The organism is Psychroserpens citreus (genome assembly GCF_055686305.1).
The window spans coordinates 2305348-2323911 of sequence record NZ_CM145999.1 but is presented as its reverse complement, the minus strand read 5'-3'; the positions used below and the strand labels follow the sequence as shown (position 1 = coordinate 2323911).

Annotated in this window: 23 protein-coding genes; 14 read left to right on the top strand and 9 right to left on the bottom strand. The window is 33.5% G+C overall.

What is annotated here, in order from left to right; translation table 11 throughout:
- The first annotated feature begins 17 nt into the window (after positions 1-17).
- Both ACTU6T_RS10440 and ACTU6T_RS10435 read left to right on the top strand, forming a co-directional pair.
- Complete coding sequence (locus ACTU6T_RS10440; RefSeq protein ID WP_460218149.1) at positions 18-461, top strand: peroxiredoxin family protein; 444 nt, start codon at positions 18-20, stop codon at positions 459-461.
- Positions 458-1321: an alpha/beta fold hydrolase gene (locus ACTU6T_RS10435; protein ID WP_460218148.1), complete on the top strand. Its 864-nt coding sequence runs from the start codon at positions 458-460 to the stop codon at positions 1319-1321. The genes ACTU6T_RS10440 and ACTU6T_RS10435 overlap by 4 nt, the downstream gene beginning before the upstream one ends.
- Before the next feature lie 3 nt (positions 1322-1324).
- Here ACTU6T_RS10435 and ACTU6T_RS10430 read toward each other — a convergent pair whose 3' ends face one another.
- The 5 genes from ACTU6T_RS10430 to ACTU6T_RS10410 form a co-directional block, all read right to left on the bottom strand.
- Positions 1325-3685 (bottom strand): protein-disulfide reductase DsbD family protein, encoded by a 2361-nt coding sequence (locus tag ACTU6T_RS10430; protein ID WP_460218147.1) that lies wholly within the window; start codon positions 3683-3685, stop codon positions 1325-1327.
- A 142-nt stretch (positions 3686-3827) separates the two neighbouring features.
- Positions 3828-4226: a rhodanese-like domain-containing protein gene (locus tag ACTU6T_RS10425; RefSeq protein ID WP_460218146.1), complete on the bottom strand. Its 399-nt coding sequence runs from the start codon at positions 4224-4226 to the stop codon at positions 3828-3830.
- A gap of 14 nt (positions 4227-4240) precedes the next feature.
- Positions 4241-4552, bottom strand: a complete 312-nt coding sequence (locus tag ACTU6T_RS10420; RefSeq protein ID WP_460218145.1) for a rhodanese-like domain-containing protein — start codon at positions 4550-4552, stop codon at positions 4241-4243.
- Between the two features lie 120 nt (positions 4553-4672).
- Complete coding sequence (locus ACTU6T_RS10415; protein ID WP_460218144.1) at positions 4673-5287, bottom strand: thioredoxin family protein; 615 nt, start codon at positions 5285-5287, stop codon at positions 4673-4675.
- A 6-nt stretch (positions 5288-5293) separates the two neighbouring features.
- A complete protein-coding gene (locus ACTU6T_RS10410) occupies positions 5294-5809 on the bottom strand; it encodes a TlpA family protein disulfide reductase (RefSeq protein WP_460218143.1) in 516 nt (171 codons plus the stop codon).
- A 102-nt stretch (positions 5810-5911) separates the two neighbouring features.
- Here ACTU6T_RS10410 and ACTU6T_RS10405 point away from each other — a divergent pair, with 102 nt between their 5' ends.
- The 11 genes from ACTU6T_RS10405 to ACTU6T_RS10355 all read left to right on the top strand — a co-directional run bounded on the left by ACTU6T_RS10405 (position 5912) and on the right by ACTU6T_RS10355 (position 14659).
- Positions 5912-6367, top strand: a complete 456-nt coding sequence (locus ACTU6T_RS10405) for a MarR family winged helix-turn-helix transcriptional regulator (protein ID WP_460218142.1) — start codon at positions 5912-5914, stop codon at positions 6365-6367.
- A gap of 30 nt (positions 6368-6397) precedes the next feature.
- Complete coding sequence (locus ACTU6T_RS10400; RefSeq protein WP_460218141.1) at positions 6398-6970, top strand: YceI family protein; 573 nt, start codon at positions 6398-6400, stop codon at positions 6968-6970.
- A gap of 261 nt (positions 6971-7231) precedes the next feature.
- Positions 7232-8632 (top strand): anthranilate synthase component I family protein, encoded by a 1401-nt coding sequence (locus ACTU6T_RS10395; RefSeq protein WP_460218140.1) that lies wholly within the window; start codon positions 7232-7234, stop codon positions 8630-8632.
- Positions 8633-8788: 156 nt separating this feature from the next.
- Positions 8789-9352 carry an anthranilate synthase component II gene (locus ACTU6T_RS10390; protein ID WP_460218139.1) on the top strand — a complete coding sequence of 188 codons (564 nt, stop codon included), beginning with the start codon at positions 8789-8791 and terminating at the stop codon, positions 9350-9352.
- Between the two features lies 1 nt (position 9353).
- Positions 9354-10346 (top strand): anthranilate phosphoribosyltransferase, encoded by a 993-nt coding sequence (gene trpD / locus ACTU6T_RS10385; protein WP_460218138.1) that lies wholly within the window; start codon positions 9354-9356, stop codon positions 10344-10346.
- Positions 10346-11131, top strand: a complete 786-nt coding sequence (trpC, locus tag ACTU6T_RS10380) for an indole-3-glycerol phosphate synthase TrpC (RefSeq protein ID WP_460218137.1) — start codon at positions 10346-10348, stop codon at positions 11129-11131. The genes trpD and trpC overlap by 1 nt, the downstream gene beginning before the upstream one ends.
- Positions 11128-11754, top strand: a complete 627-nt coding sequence (locus tag ACTU6T_RS10375) for a phosphoribosylanthranilate isomerase (RefSeq protein ID WP_460218136.1) — start codon at positions 11128-11130, stop codon at positions 11752-11754. The genes trpC and ACTU6T_RS10375 overlap by 4 nt, the downstream gene beginning before the upstream one ends.
- Before the next feature lie 65 nt (positions 11755-11819).
- Positions 11820-13007: a tryptophan synthase subunit beta gene (trpB, locus tag ACTU6T_RS10370; RefSeq protein WP_460218135.1), complete on the top strand. Its 1188-nt coding sequence runs from the start codon at positions 11820-11822 to the stop codon at positions 13005-13007.
- A gap of 1 nt (position 13008) precedes the next feature.
- Positions 13009-13776, top strand: a complete 768-nt coding sequence (trpA, locus tag ACTU6T_RS10365) for a tryptophan synthase subunit alpha (protein WP_460218134.1) — start codon at positions 13009-13011, stop codon at positions 13774-13776.
- A complete protein-coding gene (locus ACTU6T_RS10360) occupies positions 13776-14183 on the top strand; it encodes a DUF805 domain-containing protein (RefSeq protein WP_460218133.1) in 408 nt (135 codons plus the stop codon). The genes trpA and ACTU6T_RS10360 overlap by 1 nt, the downstream gene beginning before the upstream one ends.
- Before the next feature lie 17 nt (positions 14184-14200).
- The gene (locus ACTU6T_RS10355) at positions 14201-14659 is read left to right on the top strand and encodes a tRNA (cytidine(34)-2'-O)-methyltransferase (protein WP_460218132.1); all 459 of its coding nucleotides are present in this window, start codon (positions 14201-14203) and stop codon (positions 14657-14659) included.
- A 643-nt stretch (positions 14660-15302) separates the two neighbouring features.
- Here ACTU6T_RS10355 and ACTU6T_RS10350 read toward each other — a convergent pair.
- From ACTU6T_RS10350 to ACTU6T_RS10335, 4 genes are all read right to left on the bottom strand, one after another.
- Entirely contained in the window at positions 15303-15542 is a 240-nt protein-coding gene (locus ACTU6T_RS10350) for a VF530 family protein (RefSeq protein WP_460218131.1), read from the bottom strand.
- On the bottom strand, positions 15542-15757 hold the full coding sequence (locus ACTU6T_RS10345) for a DUF6500 family protein (RefSeq protein ID WP_460218130.1): 216 nt from the start codon (positions 15755-15757) through the stop codon (positions 15542-15544). The genes ACTU6T_RS10350 and ACTU6T_RS10345 overlap by 1 nt, the downstream gene beginning before the upstream one ends.
- Positions 15758-15759: 2 nt before the next feature.
- Positions 15760-17034, bottom strand: coding sequence for a DEAD/DEAH box helicase (locus tag ACTU6T_RS10340; protein WP_460218129.1), 1275 nt, complete (start codon positions 17032-17034; stop codon positions 15760-15762).
- Positions 17035-17151: 117 nt separating this feature from the next.
- Complete coding sequence (locus ACTU6T_RS10335) at positions 17152-17835, bottom strand: M15 family metallopeptidase (protein ID WP_460218128.1); 684 nt, start codon at positions 17833-17835, stop codon at positions 17152-17154.
- 30 nt (positions 17836-17865) lie between these two features.
- Between ACTU6T_RS10335 and ACTU6T_RS10330 the strand changes: the two genes are divergently transcribed.
- Positions 17866-18465, top strand: coding sequence for an alpha-ketoglutarate-dependent dioxygenase AlkB family protein (locus tag ACTU6T_RS10330; RefSeq protein WP_460218127.1), 600 nt, complete (start codon positions 17866-17868; stop codon positions 18463-18465).
- Positions 18466-18564 lie beyond the last annotated feature (99 nt).

The following is an 18564-nucleotide window of genomic DNA, read 5'->3' as shown; positions in this document are numbered from 1 at the left end:
TAATAACTAATAAAATCATGAGTAAAAATGACTTATCACTCGTCTCTATTTTTGGTGATGATATTCCAAAACTTGAAAATCTTCAAGGTAAACCATTACTTATCTTATTCTTCTACTTAGGATGCCCTGGATGCAAAGGCAGAGCAATTCCGTTTGCAAATAAATTGGTTTATGAAAATACGCCAATACATATTATCGGAATACATTCAAGATTCGAAGGTAAAGTTTATTCGAATGAAGAACTTAAACAAGCAAAAGATGAGTTCTATATCCGTTTCCCCTATTACAGTGATAAGAACCATGACGACACGTTTAAATCTTTTGAAGCTGGAGGCACTCCTCATTGGATTTTACTCAACAAAGATGGTGAAATAGTACAATCCATTTTTGGATCTGATCCCAACAATGCCTTATTGCGTATCGACTTAAAACTAAAAGAACTTTTAAACATGAGTAAATGACCTATTCTGAATTTAAATCAAAGCAGCAATTTTTAAGCTTACCGGAAGGCAAACTGGCATTTATCGATGAGGGTCAAGGAACTCCAATTATGTTATTACATGGCGTACCTACATCTGGTTGGTTGTATCGTCATATATTTCCTGAACTTATTTCAAAAGGATATCGTATTATAGTCCCAGATATGTTTGGTTTTGGTTCTAGCGACGCCCCAAAAGGCTACGATAAATACCATGAAAAATTGCAAGCCGAACGCTTACTCAAACTCATGCAGCATTTAAAAATAAAAGAGTGGACTCATATGTTTCACGATGCTGGTGGTCTATGGACTTGGGAATTACTGAAACTACAACCAAAAGCTATAAAACAACTCGTAATTTTGAATACAATTATTTTGAAATCTGGGTTTACGCCACCAATGCGTTTTGGCAATAATTTTGCTACAAAATTTATAATCAGTTTATATTCTAATAGACTCACCAATGGCATATTGATGAAAGGTCTATTTAAATCAGGCTTATTACACAATAACTTATCAACCAAAGCAATTGAAGGCTATAAAACACCTTTGTTACAAGGAAAAATTAAAGGTATGTATTATTTCTTTTCTAAAACTTGTCATAATTTACCTGACTATTCAAACTTAATTTCAACACTAGACCTACCTGTTTTAGTGATTTGGGGGAAGTATGATGAATTTCTGAAATGGGAACCACAACGCACAGAAGTTGTGCAATCTCTTAAAATTTCTGAATCTAATATTTATCAGATTGAAGCCAAACATTTCATTCAAGAAGAATGTCCAGGAAAAATAATTAACCTGACGCTTCAATTCATGGAAACATTCAATAAGATTGTATAAGCCTTATTTAAAACTTCCTATTCCTTTACTTAACCACTCAATATATTCTTCAGCATCTGGTGTATAACCTACAGGTTTGATGAGATTATTTTCATCATGATCCATAAGTACATAGAAAGGTTGGGTATTGGTTTTATACTTAATCGTTTGAAGTTCACTCCATTTCTGACCAATATATTTGAGTTTCTTACCTGGTTTCAATTTAGAATCGGTGATTTCGTTATCAGCAAGTTTACGTTTATCATCTACATATAACGAAATTAAAACAACATCGTTTTTCAATTTAGACAACACCTCTGGTTTCACCCATACATTCTGTTCCATTTTACGACAATTAACACAAGCCCATCCTGTAAAATCGATCATCACTGGTTTATTAACTTCCTTAGCGTAAGCCAAACCTTTATCATAATCATTAAATGCTAAAATATCGTGAGGTGCTAACAGATGCCCTCCATCAGGCAAATCAGAATGATTGGCTGAGCTTGATCCTCCTCCACCTTTAGAATTACCTACACCGTAAGGAGATTCACTGTAATCTAATGGCGGTGGAAATGCACTAATTAAATTAAGTGGTGCTCCCCACAATCCAGGAATCATATAGATTGTAAATGACAATGTCAATAAACCTAATAATAATCTACCTACAGAAATGTGCTTTAATGGCGAATCATGTGGTAATTGGATTTTCCCAAGGAGGTATAGAGACAACGCACCAAAAATGGCAATCCATATGGCGATAAAGACTTCGCGTTCTAAGAAATGTAATTGCAACACTAAATCGGCTTGCGATAGAAATTTAAACGCCAATGCTAATTCTAAAAATCCAAGTACAACTTTCACAGTATTTAACCAACCTCCAGATTTTGGTAACGAATTTAACCAACCTGGGAAAGCTGCAAACAAAGCAAAAGGGAGAGCAATCGCTGTCGAAAACCCTAGCATACCAATCACAGGGGCAATTCCTCCTTTAGATGCTGCCTCTACTAAAATTGTTCCCACAATTGGACCAGTACAAGAAAACGACACAATGGCTAAAGCCAATGCCATAAAAAAGATTCCAATAAGTCCACCTCTATCTGCTTGACGGTCGGCCTTATTTGCCCAAGAATTTGGTAATACAATTTCAAAAGCACCCAAAAACGAGATCGCAAATACGACTAATAATGCGAAGAAAATTAAATTAAACCACACATTTGTTGCCAAAGCATTTAAAGCATCAGCTCCAAAAATAGCGGTAATAATTGTTCCTAATAATACATATATAATGATTATTGACAAGCCATAAATAATTGCATTTCTGATTCCTTTTGCTTTAGACTGACTTTGTTTTATAAAGAAACTCACAGTCATTGGAATCATTGGAAATACGCAAGGAGTCAAAAGCGCAACAAATCCAGATAAAAATGCAACAAGAAAAATAGACCATAATCCTCGAGTTTCTCGTTCATCTTCTCCAGATTCTGCCTCATCAAAATTTTTAGCGTTTACACTTTTGGTTAAATCATATTCTAAATCTAGATAAGATGGTGTTAAACATTTCTCATCATCACAAGCCATAAAACCTACTTCAGATGCAATGCTAGATATATTTTTATTTTCAACTTTGATACGCTGCCTAAACTCGGCAGTATCTTCAAAATACTTAACTTTCATTTGAAAGACTTTATCGTCAATCGTGATACCTTTTTCTTCAGAAGTTGTTCCAACCAGAGTAACACCTTCAGGTAAAGTATATTCAAATGTTGTTGGGATTGGTCCATCATCTGGAACGTTTTGAGAATATAAGTGCCAGCCTTTATCAACTTTAGCTTTAGACACTAAAACATAATCGGTGTCTGAAATTTTTTCTACCGAAGCTTCCCATTTCACGGGTTCTAAAATTTGAGATTCATCATTAGAACTCTCATTTCCGTTTAAATTAAATTTTAATTCTACATAATCAGGAGGCAGACATTTTTCATCATCACAAGCCATGTATTCTACTTCACCTTCAACAACTGATAATTCCTGATTTAATATTTTAATACGCTGTCTAAATTCGGCTTTATCTTCAAAGAATTTAATTTTCATTTGAAACACGGGATCATCTACCACATGTCCATCCTCCTCAGAAGTTGTTCCTATCAACTCATAATCTGCATTAGCTTTATAAAGAAAAGTTGTTGGAATTGGCCCATCATCAGGAACATTTTGAGAATACAAATGCCATCCACCATCTACAGTAGCAATAGAAATTAAATCATATTCGGTATCTGAAATCTTTTCGACAGAAGTTTCCCATTTTACAGGTTCAAATACTTGTGCTTTAGCGCTGATTGAAAACACTAAAATACTACAAAGTGAAAGAATTAATTGTTTCATTAGATCACGTTAGGTTTTGAAAGACGCTAATTTATAAAAATCTAAAGGATTATTCTATAGGTTTAAGATATGATTACGAAACGAAAAATGTAGATATAAAAAAACCGAACATTATGTTCGGTTTTTTTTGGTTTATTTTGTCTTACTCAATAGTTTTAATATTGAGACCTTTAAATTTCCATTTTTCAAATCCACCTTCAAGGTCGTAGATTTTAACAAAACCAGCATCTTTTAATTTTTCTGAGCATTTTGCACTTCGATTTCCAGATTTGCAATACACAACAACTGGCTTAGACTTGTCTAATTTCACTAAGTCTTCTTCAAACGTAGGAGATGTTATATCGATATTCTGCGAATGTTCAATATATCCTAATTTACGTTCTTCTGGAGTTCTTACATCGACAAGTTGAATGTCTTCAAGTTCTAAAAGTGATTGCATCTCTTCTGGAGACACCATTTTAATTTCACTTTGTGGTTCTTCTTTGCAACTATATGCAAAAGCAAATAGTACAAAACAATAGATGAGTAGCTTGTTTTTCATTTTTGATTGATTGTTTACATGGACGTTTCACCAGACCACTCGGTGAAGCCTCCAATTAGATTATACGTGTTTTCAAAACCTAACTGATTCATAACACTACAGGCCTGAGCACTTCGTGCACCAGATCTACAATACACATAATAATTTTTTGATACATCTAATTCTTCAATGTCATCAATAAACCCCTGACCTTTATAAATATCAATAGCAATAGCATTTGGTATAAAACCAAGTGCTACTTCTTCTGGAGTTCTTACATCTAAAATTACTGCATTGTCATCGGCAGCTAATTGCGATGCCCATTCTTGTTGTGTTAAATCAGCCATATTTTTTATACATCAATAATCATGCAAATTTAACTTTTCCTTCTGATATTTTTTATAAAGACGAAAAAAAATCCGAAGTGTTACACTTCGGATATGTTAAATTTTGAAGTAACTATACCATTATACTTTTATAGAACATCCAATAGCTCTTGTTTTAGCTAATGGCACTTCTTTACCATCAATTAGTGCATCTACAGCATCTTCAACATAAGTTTTTGTAACTGCACTTGCATCTTGGTAGTTATCATCAATCGCTCCAATGTATTTCACTTGAGGTCCTTTCTTCGTATTTTGTAAAACATAAACATGTGGTGTTTTTGTTGCACCATACTGTGGGTAAACTTTCTGTCCTTCGTCCATCAAATAAGGAAATGTAAAACCTTTTGCTTTAGCACGAGCCTTCATAGCTTCCATATTATCACCAGGTTTTACGTCTGTATTATTTGGCATAATAGCAATTACTGGGTAACCTTTATCTGCATACTTTTTATTTAGTGCTTCTACTCTATCTTCATATGCAACAGCATACGGACAAGTATTACAAGTAAAAACAACGATAAATCCTTTAGCGTCTTTAAAGTCTTTCATAGATACTTTTGTACCATCTATATTTTCCAATTCAAAGTCTGTTGCAATATCTCCAATGTGATAACCATGACCTCCTCCATAATTAGTAAAGGAAGACAAACTAACAAAAGCTAATACTGCCATTAATGTTTTAAGTGTAGTTTTCATAATTTTCTATTTAATAAATTGTTTTAATTCAGATTCAAGTTCTTGGTAATTAAAAGAACGCTCATAAAATCGTTTTTTATTACTATTATATATTATGGTTGCTGGTATTGCACCAGTCCAATCTTTACTCACTTTTGGAATCCACGTATTTGAATCGACATCATCTAGTACAATGACTTCGCTTTTTAAATCATGCTTCTTTAAAAATGGTTTTAATCTTGTGTCTAATTGATTTGGAAAATCTAAGCTCACTAAAATAACCTCAACATCTTTACCTGAATAATTGCTTTGTAGCTGTTCAAAATACGGTAATTCCTTTACACATGGTGCACACCATGTAGCCCAAAAATTAATCACATAAGTTTTATCTGTTTGTTTAGCCTCTAAATAGGATTGCAGTTCTTCAAAATCAAATACTTTTAAAACTTCAGATGTAGAATTTTGATCGGTGTCATCGCTATATTCTGCACCATTTCCGAAGGCTAAAAAACTAGTGATTAAGATATATACAATATGTTTCATGATTTAAAGTTAAGCATCATAAAAAGCTTCTAAATAACTTTAACAAAAAATTAAAATTCAATCTCAGAAATAACACTACATTTGTATATACAACTATTGTATATGAAAGAGTTGAAATTAAGACTTCAAACTAAAACAGATTTGTCATTACAAAAGCAGACATTTATCAATATCATTTTGAGCAATAATTTGTTAAAAAATGAATTGTTGACGGTTTTGAAGCCTCATGATTTATCTATAGAACAGTTTAACGTTCTCAGAATTTTGAGAGGACAAAAAGGAAACCCTTTAAACCTTAAAGATATTCAAGAACGTATGGTAAACAAAATGAGTAATACGACAAGGCTTATAGATAAGCTCATAAAAAAAGACTATGTCAAACGTACAGAGTGCAAATTAAATAGACGAAAAATTGAGGTGTACATTACCAAAGCTGGCCTTGACATACTTAAAACTATAGACCCACTTATAAATGCAACCGAAGATATTGTAAGTCACAAACTGTCTACTGATGAATTACAACAATTGAATTATTTATTAAACAAACTACAAACATAAACCCAAAACAACATTTAAACTCAAAAAACAATGAAAAACAACATTTTTAAAACAGCATGTATCTTAGTATTAGCATTATCATTTACTTCTTTTACTGCATTTGTTAATGGTAGAGTTGACATCAAAGATGCAACAATCACATGGAAGGGACACAAAGTTACAGGATCTCATGAAGGCACAATCAACTTAGCAGAAGGGGCTCTGTTATTTGAAGACAACTATTTAGCTGGAGGAACATTCTCTATAGACATGACCTCTATTACAGTTACCGATTTAGAAGCAGGTAGCGGAAAGGAAAAATTAGAAGGCCATCTAAAATCTGATGATTTCTTCGGAACAGCAAATCATAAAACGGCTACGTTGAGAATTACGGATGTAGATGGAAAAAAAGGCGTTTATAAAGTCACTGGTGATTTAACTATCAAAGGAATAACACATCCAATCACATTTAGTATGAATGTATCCAATAATACAGCAACAGCATCTTTAAAAATTGATAGAACTAAATATGATATCAAATATGGTTCTGCGAGCTTTATTGACGGACTTAAAGACAAAGCTATCTATGACGAATTTGATCTAAATGTAACATTGAAGTTTTAAATAAATTTGATTAATAGCAACATTTAGAGTTAAAGGTTCCCTTGAATTAGGGAATCTTTTTCATTTTTATTCATTTAAGTTTGAAAACTAAATTTTGATGTCTATATTTGAACTTTATAATAACAATGAACGCAAATTTAAATCATACTTGGTGGTGGATCTCTCGAAACGAAAACGTCGTGAACTAACCCTGTAGGTATATTTAAACTAACATATCAAAAAGGCTTGTCATTCACGACAAGCCTTTTTTAATAATAAAAAATGAAAACATTTAGCTTATACACTCATTACAAGAAAATATTAGCAGATACTATTACACCTGTTAGCATTTACTTAAAAATTAGAGATAAATTCCCTAATAGTATTTTATTGGAGAGTAGTGATTATCATGCCAATGACAATAGTTTTTCCTATATCTGTTTTAATCCAATAGCTTCAATAAAAGTTGACGGTGATGTGATTGAGCAAAACTATCCAGATGGCAGTACAAAAACTAATAATGCAGCAAATATTTCGGTCACAGAAGAAATCCATAAATTCACACAACGTTTTAAAGTAGCTTCAAAAGACAACTTCAAATTTATAAATAATGGGGTTTTTGGGTATACAGCTTATGATGCCGTTAAATATTTTGAAGACATAGATATAAGTCAAAAACCAAATTCACTAGACATTCCAGATATATTTTATGCTGTATATCAAAATATCATCGCAATTAATCACTTTAAAAATGAAGCCTATATTTTTGCACACTGCTTTGAAACAGATAACAATATTCAGGAAGTATTACAATTAATACAATCTAAAAACTTCGCTTCTTATGACTTTAAGACCGATTCAGAAATTTCATCAAACCTATCAGATGATGAGTATAAACATCATGTAGAACTCGCAAAACAACATTGTGCTAGAGGTGATGTTTTCCAATTGGTACTCTCAAAGAAATTCTCGCAAGCCTTTAAAGGTGATGAGTTCAATGTTTATCGTGCATTAAGAAGCATAAACCCTTCGCCATATCTTTTTTATTTTGACTACGGAAATTTCAAAATATTTGGAAGTTCTCCCGAGGCGCAACTTGTGGTTAATAATGGCCAAGCCGAAATCCATCCCATCGCTGGAACTTTTCGAAGAACAGGAAATGATGAAGAGGATCAAAAATTAGCAAAACAATTAGCAGAAGACGATAAAGAAAATGCTGAACATGTAATGCTAGTTGACTTAGCCCGAAACGATCTCAGTCGCCATGGAAGTCAAGTACAAGTTGACACCTATAGAGAAGCCCAATTCTTCTCCCATGTCATTCACTTGGTGAGCAAAGTTACTGGAAAAGTTCATGATAACACAGCTACAATGCAGGTTGTTGCCGACACCTTCCCTGCAGGAACACTAAGTGGCGCACCAAAACATAAGGCGATGCAACTTATAGAGCAATATGAAAAAACAAGCAGAGCGTTTTACGGAGGCGCTATTGGCTTTATGGATTTTAATGGTAATTACAACCATGCAATCATGATTAGAACATTTATGAGTAAAAATCATAAACTTCATTGGCAAGCAGGTGCTGGATTAGTATCAAAATCAAATCCTGAACACGAATTACAAGAAGTATATAATAAATTAGGCGCCTTAACAAAAGCGATACAAATGGCCGAAGATATTTAAAATAATGGCGTTACCACAAGGGTCAGGCTTTCGGCAGTCGCTTCCTGATTGTAACCATCAGGAGAGCTTCAACATATGCCTCAATCCTTAACGCAAAATGAAAATAATAAAAAACTGCTGTCACATAGACCACAGTCGAAATGAAAGAACATAAACATGAAAGTATTAGTAATAGATAACTACGACAGTTTTACGTATAATTTAGTTCACTATTTAGAAGACTTAAATTGCGAAGTTACTGTTAAGCGAAATGATAAATTATCATTAGATGAAGTTGCAAACTTTGAAAAAATTGTACTCTCTCCTGGACCAGGCATTCCAGATGAAGCAGGATTACTAAAAGACATTATAAAAACCTATGCATCTACCAAAAGTATTTTAGGAGTGTGCTTAGGCCAACAAGCTATTGGTGAAGTCTTTGGAGGCACGTTAGTTAATTTAGATGAAGTGTATCATGGTGTTGCCACATCAGTAGATATTATTGTTAACGATGAATCATTGTTCAATAATATGGACAAAACTATTGAAGTTGGTCGCTATCATTCTTGGGTCGTTGCTAATGATCTACCTGATGATCTGGAAGCGACCTCTTTTGATAGTAACGGACAAATCATGTCCTTAAGACATAAGTTCTACGATGTTAAAGGAGTACAGTACCATCCAGAGTCGGTATTAACACCAAATGGAAAACAAATTTTAGAAAATTGGGTGAATAATTAATATGAAACAGATACTAAACCGCTTAATCAACCAAGAAAGCATCTCTAGTGATGAAGCTAAAAACGTATTGGTTAATATTTCAAAAGGAGCATATAACCAAAGTCAGATTGCATCATTTCTCACCATTTATATGATGCGTAGCATAACACTAGAAGAGTTACAAGGATTTCGAGATGCCTTACTTGAACTATGCATTCCAGTAGATTTATCTAATTTCAATACTATTGATTTATGTGGTACTGGAGGAGATGGAAAAGATACATTTAATATATCAACCTTAGCCTCATTTGTTGCAGCTGGAGCAGGTATAAAAGTAGCTAAACATGGAAATTATGGCGTATCATCTGCATCTGGATCTTCTAACGTAATGGAAGCCATGGGAATTCGATTTTCCAACAACCCAGAGGTTTTAAAACATACAATTGATAAAGCTGGTATTTGTGTATTACACGCTCCTCTGTTTCATCCAGCCATGAAAAATGTCGCTCCAATACGAAAAGAACTAGGCGTAAAAACTTTTTTTAATATGCTCGGTCCTATGGTGAATCCATCATTTCCAAAGAATCAAATGGTAGGTGTTTTTAATTTAGAATTACAACGCATTTATGGATATTTATACCAAAATACTGATAAAAACTATAGCATAGTTCATGCTCTGGATGGTTATGATGAAATCTCTCTTACCGGACGCACGAAAATTATATCAAATACAACCGAAACAATGTTAAGTCCTACAGATTTAGGGTTAAAACGCATAGAGCAATCTGAAATTTTCGGAGGCTCAACAGTAAAGCAAGCTGCAAAAATATTCAAGAATATCATTAACGGAAAAGGTACTGATGCACAAAACAATGTGGTATGTGCAAATGCTGGTTTAGCTATCGCTACAGTTAAAGGCATTTCTCACCAAGAAGGCTTTTATCTTGCTCAAGATAGTTTAGGAAGTGGGCGAGCAAAAGCGAGTCTTGAAACATTAATTGAATTAAGCAAATAATGGATATTTTAACTAAAATAGTAAATGATAAGCGCATAGAAGTTAGACTTCGAAAAGAACTTATTCCAATACAACAATTAGAATCTTCCATTCTTTTTGAACGGCAAACCATATCATTAGCAAATAAGCTTAAAAAAAGTAATACTGGTATTATAGCCGAACACAAACGACGATCACCTTCTAAACAGGTTATTAATCATGATTTAAATGTATTTGATGTTGCTAAAGGTTATGAAGATGCAGGCGTTTGTGGCATGTCTGTACTTACAGATGGCAAATACTTTGGTGGTAGCTTAGACGATTTGCTAATTGCACGCTCTAGCTGTAATTTACCTTTATTGCGAAAAGAATTCATTATAGACACCTACCAGATTATAGAAGCCAAAGCCTATGGTGCAGATGTGATTTTATTAATAGCTGCGATTCTAAGCAAAGATGAAATCACTCAATTTTCAAAATTAGCTAAAGAACTTCAATTAGATGTTTTGCTTGAAGTTCATAATGAAGAGGAACTTCATAAATCAATCATGCCAAGTATCGATATGTTAGGTGTTAATAATAGAAACTTAAAAACATTTGAGGTAAGTTTAAACACAAGTAAAGACTTAAGTGCAGTAATACCAGATGATTTTGTAAAAGTATCTGAAAGTGGCATTAGCAATATTGATGCTATTAAATTATTACAACCTTATGGCTACAAAGGATTTTTAATAGGAGAAAATTTCATGAAAACAGATAATGCTGGACATAGTGCAGCACAATTTATAAACGATTTAGAAGGATGAAATTAAAAGTCTGTGGTATGAAATATAAAGATAATATTAATGAGGTAGCTCTATTGCAGCCTGATTATATGGGCTTTATATTTTATGAGAAATCAAGCAGATATATTAAAACAGACATTCCTAAATTACCAGGCTCCATAAAGAAAACTGGTGTTTTTGTAAATCCTTCTTTGGAGTTTGTAAAAGAAAAAATACTAACTCATCAGCTTAACGCAATTCAATTACATGGTGAAGAATCTCCTGAGTATTGCCTTGAATTAAATAATGACACTATTGAAATCATTAAAGTCTTTAGTATCAAAGAAGATTTCGATTTCACAATATTAAAGCCTTATGAAAAGGTGTGTGACTATTACCTTTTTGATACGAAGGGAAAATTACCTGGAGGTAATGGCTTCACATTTAATTGGGATGTTTTAAAAAACTACCCATCATCAAAGCCATTTTTCTTGAGTGGAGGTATTGGATTAGATGAAATTGAAAAACTAAAAGCATTCAGAAAAACAAAGGCTTCAAATCAATGTTATGCAATTGACGTTAATAGTAAATTTGAAGTTGAACCTGGATTAAAAAACGTAGAAAAAATAAAAACATTCAAAACAGAATTGTCATTCCTCATTTGATGCGGAATCTAAACATAACTAAATCTAAAATTGAGATGCTTCGACTGCGCTCAGCATAACAGAACATGAAAACAAAATACAACATTAACGATAAAGGCTATTATGGTGAATTTGGAGGTGCATACATTCCTGAAATGCTGTATCCAAATGTAGAAGAATTACGACAAAACTATCTCAAAATAATGGCTGAGTCTTCTTTTAAAGAAGAATTTAACCAACTACTTAAAGACTACGTAGGTCGTCCTTCTCCACTTTATTTCGCAAAACGATTAAGTAAAAAGCACAAAACAAAAATCTACCTAAAACGTGAAGATTTAAACCATACAGGTGCACATAAAGTCAATAATACCATTGGACAAATACTAATGGCACAACGTTTAGGCAAAACACGAATTATAGCCGAAACTGGTGCAGGGCAACATGGTGTAGCTACTGCAACAGTTTGTGCATTAATGGGGCTTCAATGTATTGTTTATATGGGTGAAATTGATATTGCACGTCAAGCTCCAAATGTAGCGCGTATGAAAATGCTTGGTGCCGAAGTTAGACCTGCGTTATCAGGAAGTCGTACATTAAAAGATGCCACAAACGAAGCCATTAGAGATTGGATAAATAATCCTGTTGACACACACTATATCATTGGAAGTGTGGTTGGACCTCATCCCTATCCAGATATGGTAGCGCGTTTCCAAGCTATTGTTTCAGAAGAAATACAATGGCAACTCAAAGACAAAGAAGGCACCACAAAACCAAATTACGTCGTAGCTTGTGTTGGTGGAGGAAGTAATGCCGCAGGCGCTTTTTATCATTATTTAGAAGATACTGATGTAAAACTTATTGCAGTAGAAGCTGCAGGTAAAGGTGTAGATTCTGGTGAAAGTGCAGCTACTTCTGCATTAGGACGTGAAGGTATTATTCATGGAAGCAAAACCTTATTAATGCAAACTAATGACGGACAAATTACAGAACCTTACTCTATTTCGGCTGGTTTAGATTACCCAGGCGTTGGTCCAATGCATGCGCATTTGTATAAATCTGGTCGTGCTGAATTTATTTCAATAACTGATGACGAAGCTATGACAGCTGGTTTAGAATTATGTAAATTAGAAGGGATTATTCCTGCCATTGAAACCTCACATGCTTTGGCAATTTTGAGCCAGAAGACATTCAATGAAGATGATATTGTCGTGATTAACTTATCTGGTCGTGGCGATAAAGATTTACAAAACTATATTGACTATTTTAAATTGTAAAATGAATAGAATAAACCAAAAACTACAAGAGGACAAAAAACTATTGTCTATATACTTTTCAGCAGGATATCCTAACATCAGTGATACAGCAACTATCATTCAAAACCTTGAAAAAAGCGGTGTCGATATGATTGAAATTGGCTTACCTTTTAGTGACCCATTGGCGGACGGACCAACGATTCAGGCAAGTTCAACCCAGGCTTTAAAAAATGGGATGACCACACAATGTCTCTTTGATCAACTTAAAGACATTCGAAACACAGTATCGATACCATTAATTATTATGGGTTACTTTAACCCCATGCTTCAATATGGTGTTGAATCCTTTTGTGCTAAATGTCAAGAGATTGGAATTGATGGGCTTATTATTCCAGATTTGCCTATAGACGTTTATAATGAACAATACAAATCTATCTTTGAAAAGTATGGTTTAATTAATGTCTTTTTAATTACTCCTCAAACATCTGTAGAGCGTATTAATTTTATTGATTCTATTTCTAATGGATTTATTTACATGGTAAGTTCGGCTAGCGTTACTGGAAGTCAATCTGGCTTTGGCAAGGAACAAACCGATTATTTCAATCGGATTGCAAATATGAATTTAAATAATCCGCAAATTATAGGTTTTGGTATTTCAAACCATGATACGTTTTCTCAAGCAACGCAATATGCAAAAGGCGCTATCATTGGAAGCGCTTTCATAAAGTTTTTATCAGAAAATCGTATCGAAGATATTGATGTTTTTACCAAAAAAATACTGTACAAATAATGTATTGGTACTTAAAAGTCATAAGAGATAATTATTTAAATTTTTCAGGTCGTGCTAGGCGTAAAGAATACTGGATGTTTATTTTAGTGCAAATTATTATTGTTGGACTTTTTATATCATATGCATCTCTGATTGATAATTTTTTAGAATCTGAAATTGCTGGCTCAATACTTGGAATTTATGCTTTAGCGACACTAATTCCTTGGTTGGCCCTTAATGTAAGACGACTACATGATATCAATAAAAGTGGTATTTATATATTTATAAACCTTATTCCAATAGTTGGTCGCATATGGTATATTGTACTAGTAGCTACCGAAGGTGATTTTGGAGATAATAAATACGGTCCAGACCCAAAAAGAGAAGCTTATGATGATATAGATGATATTGGTAAATTAGAAGAATAATATAAACTCAATCAAAGATGCCTCTTAATATCGTTTTATTTGAACCTGAAATCCCCAATAATACTGGCAATATTGGAAGATTAGCCTTAGCCTCAGGCTCCAGATTACATCTGGTAAAGCCTTTTGGTTTCGAATTAAGTGATAGCCGGCTAAAACGCGCAGGACTTGATTACTGGCAACATCTTGATGTTATTATCTATGAATCTATTGAAAATTTTTTTGAAACTAACAATAACCAAAAATTTGCATTTTTTTCAAGTCACGGACATAAATCACATTGGGATATTCCATTTGAAGACCACATGTTTCTTATCTTCGGGAAAGAGTCTGTTGGTTTACCAAAACCCTTAATCACAAAATACAAAACTCAACTTTATAAAATTCCTTTGTACAGTGAGCACATTAGAAGTTTAAATCTAGCTAATGCTGTTAGTATTGTAATTTATGAAGGAAAGAGGCAGTTAGAAATCAATTAAAAATGACAAGAAAAGTATTCACTATCTTTGAGTATGAAACTTCTTAGAAAAAGCAACCTTTTATTTTTCGGACTAACACTTGTTATATGTTTAGTTTCATTTTCTGGCAACACCTGTGAAGCAGCTCCTAAAACTTTTAATACTGAATTAGTTGTAACAAAAAGTACAACAAGCAAACGATTCTCAATTTCTTATAATAAGGTAGGCCAAATAATTTTTGTATCTTTTTCTAAGTATACATACAGTTCATTTTACGCCTTTATAGTTGCTCAAAATTTCAAACAATTTACTGCTTTTAAAAACTACACAAATAGAACACTAACAGTTAAAACAAAACAGCTTCAAAATATACTTTACGCTTCGTTTAAGCATAACACACTTTACGAAAACCTCATAGTGTAATATCTCCACAGCCTTTTGGCTCATACATTTCCAAAATATTAATTGCATCACATTTCAGTAGATGCTCTACTGTATTATACTATGAATATAAAAAAGACATTAAGGTTAGTCGCCTTAATTTTTATAATAGTTCTGGCCTGTGCTATACCAGTCCCTATGACATTTAAACACAAAGATAATTTACCAAAAAACCTGATTGAACAGGTAGAAAAAAAAGAAGATGAAGAAGATGAAGACACGCTTAAAGAGATTTTCTAAGCGATGTGTTTTTTAGCATTTTAAGATACATCTGCTCTACTTTTGTACGAGCCCAAGGTGTACGTCTTAGAAACTTTAAACTCGATTTTACTGAAGGATCATGTGTAAAACAGCGAATATTGATTTGATATCCCATATATTCCCAGCCATAATGCTTTTGCAAATCGTTTACAATTTGCTCAAGCTTAATACCATGAAGCGGATTATTTTTTTGAGCGCTCATTATAAGTTTTTGACTAAGGATTTAATTTTAGTGGCTTTTTCAAAATGATCTAATTGATGCGTTTGGATCCACCAAGTAGCTGCTTCCATTAATAATTCAGGTTCATCGTTTTTATTCTTAAAAAATGCATAAAAAGATACCCCTACGCCATCTCCTTTTTGTGCAATCTTTTGATCGCAAACCTCTAAAATTTTATGCTTTAAAGCTATAGTCATTTTTAATGCCGTCTATCGTTACGACGTCTTGAATTATTGTTTTTCTTTCGGCTATTTCCGTTTTTATTCCTTCTCGAATTATTAGAACTTGAATTACGTCGTTGTCTATTTTGTCCTGGTTTAATGGGCTCAGTTGATGCATTTGGGTCTGGCTCAAACCCTTCTACAATCTCAACACCAATACGCTCTCCAATGAGCTTTTCAATATTTTTTAAATATGAGGTTTCATCTGCACTAACTAACGACAACGCTTGTCCGTTAGCTCCTGCTCTACCAGTTCTCCCAATACGATGCACGTAATCTTCAGAAATATTTGGCAATTCAAAATTCACTACATGTGGCAATAATGGAATATCCAATCCGCGAGCTGCAATATCAGTAGCAACCATCACTCGAACTTTTCCACTTTTAAAACCCGCCAAAGCCTTAGTTCTTGCACCTTGACTCTTATTTCCATGAATAGCCGCTGCACTTATTCCTGCTGAAATCATCTTTTTTGTTAATCTATTAGCCCCATGTTTGGTTCTTGTAAACACTAAAACCTGTTTCCAATTACCTTCCGAAATGAGCTTTATGATTAATCCTGTCTTTTTATTCTTGGCAACACGATATACTTTCTGAGAGATCGCATCTACTGTTGAATTTTCAGGAGTAGCTTCTACCTTTACAGGATTGTTAAGAATACCATTAGCTAACTTTCTTATATCTTTTGAAAACGTTGCAGAAAACATCAAATTTTGGCGTTTTTCTGGCATGAGTTTCATCACACGTTCTATATCTCTAAGAAATCCCATATCGAGCATACGATCGGCTTCATCAAGTACAAAGACCTCAACGCGTTTTATGGATAGCAAGTTTTGATTTTGTAAATCTAATAAACGTCCTGGAGTAGCTACCAACACATCAACGCCACGACGTAATGTTGCGACTTGTGGCTTTTGATTGACACCTCCAAAAATCACAGCACTTTTAATGTTTAAAAACTCACTATAGTCTTTAACACTTTCATATACTTGAGCAGCAAGCTCTCGAGTTGGTGTTAAGATTAATGCACGAATTGGTCTAAACTTTGCTTTTGGATTTTCAGATAAATAATGTAATAATGGCAAAGTAAAACCTGCCGTTTTCCCTGTACCTGTTTGTGCAGATGCTAAAACATCACGACCATCTAATACTGGAGGAATCGCTTTTTCTTGAATGGGACTGGGAGTTTCGTATCCTTTTTTGCTAATCGCTTTTAACAAGGCATCAGATAAGCCTAAAGATTGAAATGACATAAAAATTAGTTCTCGAATGATGTTCTAATTTATAGTACCATTCTTTTGTTGCTGGCAAATGTACAGCTAATTTATTGGGTAATTCTGTTTTGTTTAAAAATAGTCCCTTAGGCGGACTTATTCTACATTAAAATCAAAATAAGTTTTGGGAAATGGTTCCCAACGCAAAGTAAAATGCCACCACTCTTTCGGATAATTTCTGAAATTATGCTTAAGCATCACTTTTTGAAGTAATTGACGGTTAGCTTTTTGTTCTTTGGTTAATTCTGGGTGATCTACCCAAGATTCTTTTCCGAAGAAATCATAAGGGCTTCCCATATCTAAAGGCTCGTTCGTATTTCCATTAACAATGGTAAGATCTACCGTACTACCTCTACTGTGACCAGATCGGGAAGCAATATATTCTTCTCTAAACAAATGACGCTTCTCAACATCTGGATAGAATTGTTGTTTATTTATAGTATCGTTTAAATCCTGAGCCCATCGAATAAAATGATTCACCGCCTTTTGCGGACGATAACCATCATAGATTCGCAAACATAAATTTTGCTGCTGCAATTCGTCTTGTACTTTTTTAAGTGCATTGGCAGCTTGTTGAGTTAATATCAATGTATTGGCATGATAACCTTCAATTGTATCTCCAACAAAATTATTAGTAGTAAAGTACCGAAGCTCAATGTCTATATCTTTAATAAGGTCTTTTACATGAATAAACCCTTCTGGAAAAGTCCTTTTCTCTTGTGCAGAAAATGCAAAAGAAATGACAACTCCTAGAACTATTATTATTTTGAGAATCTTCATAGTATAGCTAATTTAGATAAAAAAATAGCGATGGACTTATTTTCTGAAGAAAAAACGATTTTTAAACTCCCAGATGCCGAGTTAATTTATATTCAAAACTTTTATAATCAAACAACCTCGACTATCTATTTTAATCATTTCAAACAGACCACTGAATGGCAACATGATGATATCACTATTTTTGGTAAAACTTATAAACAACCTAGACTTACAGCATTGTATGCAGAAAATAAAAAGCCATATTCTTACTCAGGAATAACCATGCACCCACATCGCTTTACTCCAGAATTAATAACTATTAAATCTGATATTGAAAAGGAGACACATCATAAATTTACAACCGTTTTATTAAATCGTTATCGAAATGGAAACGATAGTAATGGTTGGCATGCAGATAATGAAAAGGAATTAGGCTTCCAACCTGTTATTGCTTCCTTGAGTCTTGGAGCCATACGACCATTTCATTTTAAGCACAGATTGCTTAAAAATGAACGACACAAAATTGACTTACATCATGGCAGTTTATTGATTATGAAAGGTGATATGCAAAACTATTGGTTACATCAAATCGCAAAGACAAAAAAAACCATAGGAGAACGAATCAATCTAACCTTTAGAACGATTATATAATCTTCAATATAAGCCAAAGAAAAAACCAAGGTCCCTCAACCTTGGTTTTCCTAATTTGCTTTTTATATATGTGGTAGATTTAGGGTCTCTAATTCTTCA